The organism is Lysinibacillus sp. UBA5994, from assembly GCF_002429725.1.
GTDB classification, from domain to species: Bacteria; Bacillota; Bacilli; order Bacillales_A; family Planococcaceae; genus Lysinibacillus; species Lysinibacillus capsici.
In genome coordinates this window covers 18,007-28,653 of record NZ_DJAU01000006.1, presented here as the reverse complement: position 1 = coordinate 28,653, position 10,647 = coordinate 18,007, and the positions used below count along the sequence as shown (strand labels likewise).

Genomic DNA, 10,647 nt, shown 5'->3' with positions numbered 1-10,647 from the left:
AATTCCCTTCACGTTCCATAATGTTTCTCTCCTTTTTTTCTAATTTCCGTGACAACCTACTTGAAGTGCCTTCCTTCACCCAAAATGCTGAAGGAAGGTGGAATTTCGATTTTAATCTTTATTCAAAAATGAACAACGGTCCTTTATTTTGATAGACTGCTAAGAAGTGATTGGCGTTCATTCCATGTCATTGGCGGAATTGTAGATGGGCGTTCAACCATTGAAATGGCTCCATCGACAGGACAAACAATTGAGCATAAATTACAGCCTACGCAGTCTTCCTCACGAACCTTTAGCATTGGGCGACCATCCTCCGTATAAAGGTCAATACATTGATGGGATGTATCCTCGCAAGCAATATGACACTTATTGCAATTAATACAAACATCATTATTAATTTCTGCGACAATTTTATAATTTAAGTCTAAATCACCCCAGTTTGAATACCTTTGTACAGAGCGACCAACTAAATCCATGACTGAAGCTAAACCTTTATCATCTAAGTAGTTATTCAGCCCATCAATCATATCCTCCACAATACTAAAGCCATGATGCATTGCTGCTGTACATACCTGTACGCCTGTCGCACCCATTAAAATAAATTCCGCTGCATCTTGCCAATTGGAGATCCCCCCGATGCCCGAAATCGGTACATTGACTAATGGATTACGAGCACATTCTGCAACCATGTTCAGTGCAATTGGTTTAACTGCTGGACCACAATAGCCCCCATGAGCTCCTTTTCCAGCCACATGTGGTACTGTATTCCAAGAATCTAAATCAACACCAGCTAAACTGTTAATCGTATTAATCATACTCACAGCATCTGCTCCACCTCGTGTTGCCGCTTCCGCCGTCACGGTAATATCCGTAATGTTGGGCGTTAGTTTAACAATAACAGGTGTACGCGCCGCTTCCTTTACCCAGTACGTTTGTTTTTCCACCAATTCAGGGACTTGACCAGAGGCAGAACCCATGCCTCGCTCTGCCATCCCATGTGGACAACCAAAGTTAAGCTCAAGACCATCAACCCCCACATCTTCTACTCGTTTCACAATTTCATGCCATTTTTCTTGCTTTGGTTCCACCATTAACGAGGCAATAATTGCGTGATTAGGAAATTTCTTTTTCGTCTCATAAATTTCTTGTAAATTCACTTCTAATGGTCGATCCGTAATTAATTCAATATTGTTAAAGCCTGCCACACGTTGGCCATTATAGCTAACTGCTGCAAAACGGGAAGACACATTTAAAATCGGTTCTCCTAACGTTTTCCAAACTGCGCCACCCCAGCCCGCTTCAAATGCACGTTGTACTTGATAGCCTGAATTCGTTGGTGGAGCAGATGCTAGCCAAAATGGATTCGGCGATTTGATGCCCGCTAAATCAATGCGTAAGTCTGCCATATAAGTTCCCCCTCTATCCGTACTAACAATCTTTTGTCAACTGAAAGCATAGTGCCAGATACAGGCTGTATGACCTCCATTTCAAAACATAGGCTAATGTAATCATTCAGATGGGGGATTAACAGCCTGTATAAACCCGATTGGTGAATCTAACAATCAGTGGAGGAAGAGCCTCCCTGATTGAAGGTTCACTTTATGCAATCTCACTTGGTTTTCTTAAACATTCATGAATCTTATATGCTGCATCTTTTCCTTGCTGTACAGCGGTCACTACCATCGCTTCACCCTGTCCATTACCAAAGACAACATCTCCACATGCAAATACTTTGTCATTGGACGTTTGCATTGTTGTCTCATCAATGTCTACGACACCATTTGTATGAGCTAAACCAAAGGCTTCAATTAACGATACAAAACGAGTTTGCCCGATGGCTTTAATAACAGCATCCACTTCAATGATAAAATTGGAGCCCTTTACTTCTTCAGGGCGTTGTCGACCATCAGGACCTGCCTCACCAAGCTTCATTTTCACACATTCAATGCCTGTCACCTTTCCTGCTTCATTGCCAATAATTTTTTTAGGTGCAGTTAGCCATTTAAATTCCACACCATCCTGCTTGGCAAATTCATATTCAAATTTGTATGCTGTCATTTCTTTTTCTGTTCTACGATAGAGAATTTGTACATTATCTGCGCCTAAACGCACCGCACTTGTAGCACCGTCTATCGCCGTGTTTCCAGCACCGATTACGGCTACTCGTTTCCCTACAATATCATTTGTAAGCGGTCCCATTTTTGTTTTTCGAATAAACTCAATAGCATCATGTACCCCTTCTAAATCTTCCCCATCAATGCCCAGATTTGGGACAGCACCCATACCGACAGCTAAAATCACACTGTCATACTGAGCCAAAATTTCATCAGCAGAAATATCCACACCTACAGCTGTATTCGTTTGAATGTCCACACCGAGCTGTTCAATCTGCTCTACTTCCCAATCTACGACATCATTTGGTAATCGGAATGCTACAATCCCATAGCTTCCTAAGCCCCCTGCCTTCGCTTCAGCCTCATAAATAGTTACTTGATAGCCTAAACGACTGAGCTCACGAGCTGCCGACAAACCAGCAGGACCTGCCCCTACAATGGCTATTTTCTGTCCATTATGTGGACCTGCCTTAAATAGCTGAGCATTGGTTTCCATTGCCCAATCCGTTGCATAACGTTGTAACTCACCAATTTTAATTGGCTTTGTTGAAGAATTTAAGACACACGCCCCTTCACACAGTTCTTCCGTTGGACAAACTCTTGCACAGCTTGCACCAATTGGGTTTGCTTCTAATATAGTCGTAGCAGAACCCTTCATATTACCAGATGCAATTTTTTTTATGAAATTTGGTATTTGAATACTTGTTGGACATGCTTTAATACATGGTGCGTCATAGCAATACAAACAACGATTGGCTTCCTCAATAGCCTCATTCTTTGTCATCTTACCTTTTAATTCCACAAAATTACGTCTAAGCTGCACGGTCATTGCATTTTCTTGAATCGGAACCATTTCCACATCCCCCTCATGTGTTCATTTTTTCCGTACCCTAATTACGAAACCGATTGTTTTGCTCTCCAGTCAAAACAATCGGTCTATCCTGTAGGAAGCTAAATGTTTAGAGCTTCCGCAGTTACTGTTTTTAATGGACGTTTAATGTATCGTCCACTGCCAAGTACACCTACAAATTCTTTATTTTTAATGACATATTCCCCACGTACGAGTACACTAACAGGCTCACCTGTTACTTCCCAGCCTTCATATGGGTTATAGTCCACATTCATATGATGTGTTTTAGCTGAAATTTGACGCTGTGCCTCTGGGTCAAAAATGACGATATCCGCATCTGAACCAATTGCAATCGTTCCTTTTTGCGGGAATAAGCCAAATATTTTTGCGGCACTAGTAGAGATCATATCAACAAATTCATTGATGGAAATTCTGCCTTTTGCCACGCCCTCAGAGTATAAGATACTGAAGCGGTCTTCAATGAATGGTCCGCCATTTGGAATTTTCGAGAAATCATTTAAGCCTAATTGCTTTTTACCTTTAAAGCTAAAGGAGCATTGGTCTGAGCCAATCGTTTGTAGCTGTTTTGCCTTTAAGGCATTCCATAAATGTTCTTGATGATATTTAGGACGAAGTGGCGGTGACCAAACATATTTGGCTCCTTCAAAGCCTGGTTGCGCTAATGCGGATTGATCGAGCGTTAAATACGGTGGACAAGTTTCACCATAAACATCATAGCCCTTTTCACGAGCGGCAATAATTTCATCTACCGCTTCTTTACAAGTCACATGCACCACATAGAGCTTCGCACCAGCTATATGCGCTAATTCGATAGCACGCTTTGTTGCCTCTCCTTCCAATTCCGCTGGACGAGTTAGTGCATGATAGATCGGTTCCTTATGTCCAGCACGTCTTGCCTCCTCTACTAGCTCATCTATAACAGAGCCATTTTCACAATGGACCATCACTATCGCACCAAGATCCTTAGCGATTTTAAAGGCTTTAAATAATGTACGATCTGTGGCTTGGAATTCTTTTGCATAAGCCATGAAGACTTTGACAGAAGTAATGCCCTCTTGCTCTAATAATTGTGGTAATTCAGCTTCGGTTTCAGGTGTTAGATCACCAATCATCAAGTGGAAGCCATAGTCAATAGCAGACTTTCCTTTTGCCTTGTCGTGCCATTTCTCTACGGCTGTCGATAATTTTTCTTCTCCTGCTGTTAAACAGAAATCTAAAATAGTAGTTGTCCCACCAAAAGCCGCTGCAATGGTGCCTGATTTCCAATCATCATCCGTCACCGTGTTATTGAATGGCATGTCTAAATGCGTATGGGGATCAATGCCACCAGGCAATACGTACTTGCCTGTAGCATCAATAATTTCAGCGCCAGCATCCGTTAAATTTTGTCCAATTTGAACAATTTTACCGTTCTCAATTAAAATATCTGCCTCAAATACATCAGCAGCAGTTGCTACTCGTCCACCTTTAATGATTTTTTTCACTATGCCTCTCACCCTTCATCACAAAATTAGAGAATGCTTGATAGTTAATGCAGTGTATATGTTTCGCCCATACTAAACTTCGTTTGTAGCGTTAACACCGTTTCCAATAAAATATCTGCGCCCTTTGCACAATCTTCAAAGGCTGTTTCCTCTTCTTCACAATGACTCTTCCCTTGAATGCTTGGAACAAAAATCATCGCGGAAGGAACCATACTTGCCATATACTGTGCATCATGTCCAGCGCCACTAAACATACGATGAGATGAATAGCCAAAGCTTTGACAAGCTCTTTCTACTTCATTGCAAATCGCACTATCAAAATACACGGTATCTCTGCCCCATAACTTGACAGGCTGAATATGGCATCCGCCCGCTGTCTCAGGAAGCGCGTTGAGAATATCCTCAACCTGTTGCATGACCTCTGGCTTTTGATGACGTGAATCAATTGTAAATGTCACCTTATTTGGGATAACGGTATGAATATTCGGGGAAACATTCATACGACCAAAAGTAAAAACAAGTTGTTCGTCAATTTTTCCTAATTGTTCATATAGCTCTTTAATGATGGTTGATGCCACAATCATTGGGTCTTTACGCATTGACATTGGGGTTGTACCTGCATGGTTTGATTGCCCACTAATTGTAATTTCATAGCAGACCATGCCTAGCACACCTTCAACCACACCAATTTCCTGCTGTTTTGCTTCTAATACTGGCCCTTGTTCAATATGCAATTCGATATAAGCAAGTGCCTCCTTCAGACGATTGGCTTGCTCTCCCTCATAGCCACTTGCTTGTAAAGCTTGTTGAAAACGAATGCCGTTTTTATCCGTAGATTGGAGCATTTTTTCTTTGTCAAATTTTGAGGTGATGACGCCTGAACTCATCATGGCTGGATCAAAACGTGCCCCTTCTTCATTCGTGAAATTGACAATCGTAAGAGGAATGTCCACTTCGATATCATTTTCCTTTATTGTTCGAATGGCCTCGATCGCTGTTAGTACACCTAACACACCATCAAATCTTCCACCTTTTTCTACTGAATCTAGATGGGAACCCATGACAATGGGTGGCACATTCTTTTTACCAGGAAGAGTGGCGTAAATGTTGCCCATATCGTCCACCTGAATATCCATTCCTAACGTTTTGCAACACTCACAAAAATAGTTTCTTGCTAATACATCCTCATTCGAAAGAGACAAACGTGTGACGCCACCATTTTCGGTGGCCCCAAATTGACTAAATTGTTCAATTAACTCTTGCAATCGTCTACTATTACATTTATACATATGCAAGTCCTCTCTTTCACAGTAGTTAATAAACATTCTAAAATAGATAAAATTTGTGAGATATGGATAGTAAACTAAAAAAATATGTGCAACTGCACATCATATATGGTAAGTTATGTTCATAATTAAGGGGGGAACGTATGGGGACGATTCGTAAAATTGTAGAGGGAGTTCATTTCCCAATGCTCACATTAGTCGCTGGACATAGTGGTACGTATCGCAGAGTTACTGGTATTAATGTTGTGGAAAGCAGTGATTTAATCATGTTTTGTAGACCCAATGAATTAGTCGTCACAACAGGTATTAATTTAGATGCGCAGCAAGACTCCTTGGAACATCTTGTCAAACAGGCATACACAAAAAAAGTAGCTGGCTTTATCATTAATACAGGACCATTCATTCCTAGCATTCCAGAAGCCGTCATCTCTTTTGCCAATCAACATGATTTCCCAATTTTTCAAATGCCATGGAATTATCGCATTGCTGATCTATTAAAAACTACCTTTCAATTTATTGCCAATCACCATCAAGAGCTTTCTATCGAAGAAAAGGTTCTTTTCAATCTACTATTTCATTACAAACAAAACACTAACACAATGAAAGATCAACTAGCACAGCTAGGATTTCCTCAAGGAAGAGAATTAGCGATCATAACTTGTACAACCATTGGCTCCAAAGCAGCTATTGACCGTTATGAGGTCATGATCCAATTCGCTTTTCAAAATCGCTATCAACGCTTCTTAAAATTAAAGCATAAAAATCACCTCATCTTTTTAATTGATAAAGCACAAATCAATACACCTAATATACCCTTCTCAAAAGTTGTAGAAGAAATCTATGAAAAAATCACGCTAAAAAATGGTTACTTGGATATTATTATAGGCAAAGGTAACTTTCATAAAGAGCTAGAAAATGTTCGCCAAAGCTATGATGAGTCCTTAACCGTCATCCATTTAGCACAGCTTCATAACAATCGTTATTTGTATAAATACAAAGAAATCGGTGCCTATAAAATATTGATGGCTGTGAAAAATCAGCCCCTAATGAAATCGTTTAGTCAGGATATTTTAGGACAACTTTACCGCTATGATGAACTACATGGGACAGACTATGTACCTTTTTTACGTATTTTTGTTGAGGAAAATGGCAGTACAAGCAGGATTAGTGAACGTCAATTTATACATCGAAACACCGTCCTCTATAAAATTAAGAAAATTGAAATGCTATTAGATATGGACTTAAGCAATCCCTTTACGAAGACTAATTTGTATATTGCCTTTTTAATTGAGGATGTCTTAATGCATCAATAGCCTGTCACAACATTAAATTAACTGAATTATCTTTCTCATTAAATACTCCTTCTAAAATTCTTGAAGCATACATATAAAGTACAAATGGGGGCGACTGCGCATTTTTGTTGTCCACATCTGAAGAAAACATATGCATGCTAATCAACTACCTGTTTAGAAGGAGTGAAGCTTCGTGACAAATGTAACAAGTCCCAATTGGCGAGTAAAAGATGAACAATTCGTATGGCATTCTATGAAGCCCTACAATCCAAATGCAACAATGATCGTCCAATCCTCTAAAGGGGCATGGATTACTGACATTGAAGGCAAGCGTTATTTAGATGCAATGGCAGGTTTATGGTGTGTGAACGTTGGCTATGGACGTGAGGAGATTGCCAAAGCTGCCTATGAGCAATTGCTAGAAAATACGTATACCCCATTATCTGTTGGGCATATCCCTGCTATTCAATTAAGTGAAAAAATTAATGAGCTTTTAGGGGATGATTATGTCGTCTTCTTCTCCAATAGTGGCTCCGAGGCAAATGAGGCAGCCTTCAAAATAGCTAGACAATATCATCAACAAAAAGGTCACGTCAATCGAACGAAAATTATTTCTCGTTACCGGGCCTATCATGGTAGCTCGATGGGTGCTCTTGCAGCAACTGGACAAGCTCAACGAAAGTATAAATATGAGCCACTGGCACCAGGTTTTTTACATGTCACTCCACCTGACGCTTATCGTGCCAATGAAGACCATATTCAAAGTAAGGACCCTTGTGCATTACCATCCGTCCAAGCAATCGATCATGTCATGACTTGGGAAATGTCAGATTCCATAGCAGCAGTCATTATGGAGCCTATTATTACTGGCGGTGGTGTAATTATGCCCCACGACAGCTACTTACAGGGAGTTAAAGCTGTTTGTGAGAAGCATGGCGCACTACTCATTGTCGATGAAGTCATTTGTGGTTTTGGTCGTACAGGCAAAGCTTTTGGATTCCAAAACTACGGCATCCAGCCTGATATTGTGACTATGGCGAAAGGCTTAACCAGCGCTTATATGCCTCTGTCTGCTACAGCTGTTCGTCGTGAAATTTATGAGGCGTTTGCTGGAACTGAGGAATATGACTTTTTCCGTCATGTCAACACATTCGGTGGATCACCAGCAGCATGTGCCGTCGCATTAAAAAATATTGAAATAATGGAAAAGGAAAATTTATTTGCCCACTCGGCTGCACTAGGTACTACATTACTCACTACATTACAGGAGCAATTAAAGGAGCACCCGAATGTTGGGGATATTCGTGGGAAAGGCTTATTAATTGGCGTAGAGCTAGTACAAGATAAAGATAGCAAAACACCCCTCGACATTACACTTGTGAACAAAGTGATCACACAATGTAAGGAACAAGGGTTACTCATTGGGAAAAATGGGGTAACCGTGGCAGGTTTCAATAATGTGTTAACCTTATCTCCTCCTCTGATTATTTCCACAGACGAGACGAATTTCATTGTTGAAAAATTTGTACAAGCCTTACATTCTATTAAACTGTAGGAGGAATAGCTAGATGGTAACGAATACAGACATACAGGATTTAGGTCATTTTATCAATGGACAAACAGTTCAAGGGAAAAGCGGTCAGTTTTCAGATGTTTACAACCCAAGCACAGGTACTGTCATTGCTCGCGTACCTTTGGCAACAAAACAAGAGGTACAGGAAGCGATTGCTGCTGCCCAAGCGGCTTTTCCTGCTTGGCGTGCCTTATCAGTTGGTAAACGAGCTGAAATTATCCTTAGATTCCGCCAACTCATAACAGAAAATATCGATGAACTAATTGATATGATTTGTACAGAGAGTGGCAAAACGATTGAGGATGCCAAGGGCGAAATTACTCGCGGTTTAGAATCTGTTGATTTAGCTATCAATGCCCCCCATTTACTTAAAGGAGAGTATTCGGTGAATGTTGGTGGTCATATCAATGCCTATTCTCTGAAAGAACCATTAGGCATTGTAGCGGCTATTTCACCATTTAATTTCCCTGTCATGGTACCGCTAGCAATTACAAGTATGGCGGTGGCTGTAGGAAACTGTGTGATTCTCAAGCCGTCAGAGCGGGTTCCTTGCTCAGCATTATTTTTATCAGAGCTGTGGAAAGAGGCAGGCTTACCAGATGGGGTTTGGACTGTTATTAATGGAGACAAAGATGCTGTTAATGAGCTGTTATGCCATCCTGCCATTGAAGCGATTTCCTTTGTAGGCTCTACGCCAGTTGCAGAAGCCATTTATGCTACAGCCTCTAAACATGGGAAGCGTGTCACAGCACTTGGGGGAGGTAAAAATAATATGGTGGTTATGCCAGATGCTGACTTAGAGCATGTAGCAAATGCCTTTTTAGGGGCTGCATATGGAGCTGCCTCCCAGCGTTGTATGGCACTGTCAACCATTATTCCTGTTGGGGAGGATACAGCCAATAAATTAGTGGGTATTCTTGCCGATAAAATTGCCAAATTAAAAGTGGGTCCCTATACAGATGCCGAAGTTGATTTTGGACCAGTCATTACTCAGCAATCAAAGGATGCCATCATTGGCTATATCGATCGTAGCCTAGAAGAAGGCGCAACATTGGTCTGCGATGGGCGAAATCCGGAAATTTCCAAACAATCGAACGGTTTCTATCTTGGACCTACATTACTCGATCATGTAAAGCCTGGAATGGAAATTTATGAACAAGAGGTTTTTGGACCTGCACGTAATGTCGTCCGCGTGGCATCATTAGAGGAAGCTATAGCCCTTATTAATGCCCATGAATTAGGAAATGGTGTAACCATCTTTACGAACAATGGTGCAGCAGCTCGAAAGTTTACCACTGAAATTGAAGTAGGTATGGTAGGTGTCAATGTACCCATTCCTATTCCAGTAGGCTATCATAACTTTGGTGGCTGGAAACGTTCAAGATTTGGTGAGGGGCATATGTTTGGACCTGACCAAGTACGTTTCTTCACAAAAGCGAAAACCATTTCAGAAAAATGGATAGAACAAGGGAATGACGTTACCTCTTCCTTTGCATTTCCAAGTAATCAGGACTAATCCTAAAAAATAAATATTCGCGTAGTCAATAGCTACGCGAATATTTTGAAAAAACTGACGCGCCAACATGGTCACTAGTTTTTACAGTTTAACTATTTGTTCTCTTTTTTCTCTTCCGTTTTTCTTACTTCTGAGAAATCTGTTTCTTCTCCAGCCTCCATGCCATAGCTAGGATTTCTATCCATACGAGTAAATGTATCTACATCATCCTCGTCTTCAAATCGCTTTACAAGAATTGGAATCGAAATTAGCCCAGCAAGACCAACGAGTGCATAAACCCAACGAGATAAGACCGCCGTTTGTCCACCAAATAAATAAGCCACTAAATCAAACCTAAAGAATCCAATGAGTCCCCAGTTGATTGCACCTATAATAACTAGTACTAAGGCGATTCTATAAAGCACGCTCATGTGTACACCTCCTTTATTTTCAATACTCCAAGCTATATTTCTTAGCAGGGAGGTGTCATAAGAAGCGATAAAATGACAAAGACTAGTCATTACAACCGCCA

8 protein-coding genes are annotated in these 10,647 nt (G+C 40.8%); 3 read left to right on the top strand and 5 right to left on the bottom strand.

Annotation, left to right across the window (positions count from 1 at the left end):
* Positions 1–143: 143 nt before the first annotated feature.
* From preA to B3D98_RS02135, 4 genes are all read right to left on the bottom strand, one after another.
* Positions 144–1,406: an NAD-dependent dihydropyrimidine dehydrogenase subunit PreA gene (gene preA / locus B3D98_RS02150; protein ID WP_288580078.1), complete on the bottom strand. Its 1,263-nt coding sequence runs from the start codon at positions 1,404–1,406 to the stop codon at positions 144–146.
* Positions 1,407–1,599: 193 nt separating this feature from the next.
* Positions 1,600–2,967, bottom strand: coding sequence for an NAD(P)-dependent oxidoreductase (locus tag B3D98_RS02145; RefSeq protein WP_054550728.1), 1,368 nt, complete (start codon positions 2,965–2,967; stop codon positions 1,600–1,602).
* 98 nt (positions 2,968–3,065) lie between these two features.
* Positions 3,066–4,469, bottom strand: coding sequence for a dihydropyrimidinase (gene hydA / locus B3D98_RS02140; protein ID WP_048389890.1), 1,404 nt, complete (start codon positions 4,467–4,469; stop codon positions 3,066–3,068).
* Positions 4,470–4,513: 44 nt separating this feature from the next.
* Positions 4,514–5,758 (bottom strand): Zn-dependent hydrolase, encoded by a 1,245-nt coding sequence (locus B3D98_RS02135; RefSeq protein ID WP_054550727.1) that lies wholly within the window; start codon positions 5,756–5,758, stop codon positions 4,514–4,516.
* 140 nt (positions 5,759–5,898) lie between these two features.
* Here B3D98_RS02135 and B3D98_RS02130 point away from each other — a divergent pair, with 140 nt between their 5' ends.
* The 3 genes from B3D98_RS02130 to B3D98_RS02120 all read left to right on the top strand — a co-directional run bounded on the left by B3D98_RS02130 (position 5,899) and on the right by B3D98_RS02120 (position 10,136).
* The gene (locus tag B3D98_RS02130; protein ID WP_048389885.1) at positions 5,899–7,068 is read left to right on the top strand and encodes a PucR family transcriptional regulator; all 1,170 of its coding nucleotides are present in this window, start codon (positions 5,899–5,901) and stop codon (positions 7,066–7,068) included.
* Positions 7,069–7,240: 172 nt separating this feature from the next.
* Positions 7,241–8,602: an aspartate aminotransferase family protein gene (locus tag B3D98_RS02125; RefSeq protein ID WP_288580071.1), complete on the top strand. Its 1,362-nt coding sequence runs from the start codon at positions 7,241–7,243 to the stop codon at positions 8,600–8,602.
* A 13-nt stretch (positions 8,603–8,615) separates the two neighbouring features.
* On the top strand, positions 8,616–10,136 hold the full coding sequence (locus B3D98_RS02120; RefSeq protein ID WP_281216732.1) for a CoA-acylating methylmalonate-semialdehyde dehydrogenase: 1,521 nt from the start codon (positions 8,616–8,618) through the stop codon (positions 10,134–10,136).
* A 92-nt stretch (positions 10,137–10,228) separates the two neighbouring features.
* On the opposite strand, the gene B3D98_RS02115 is transcribed toward B3D98_RS02120, so the two are convergent.
* The gene (locus B3D98_RS02115; RefSeq protein ID WP_048389879.1) at positions 10,229–10,546 is read right to left on the bottom strand and encodes a DUF378 domain-containing protein; all 318 of its coding nucleotides are present in this window, start codon (positions 10,544–10,546) and stop codon (positions 10,229–10,231) included.
* Positions 10,547–10,647: the final 101 nt, after the last annotated feature.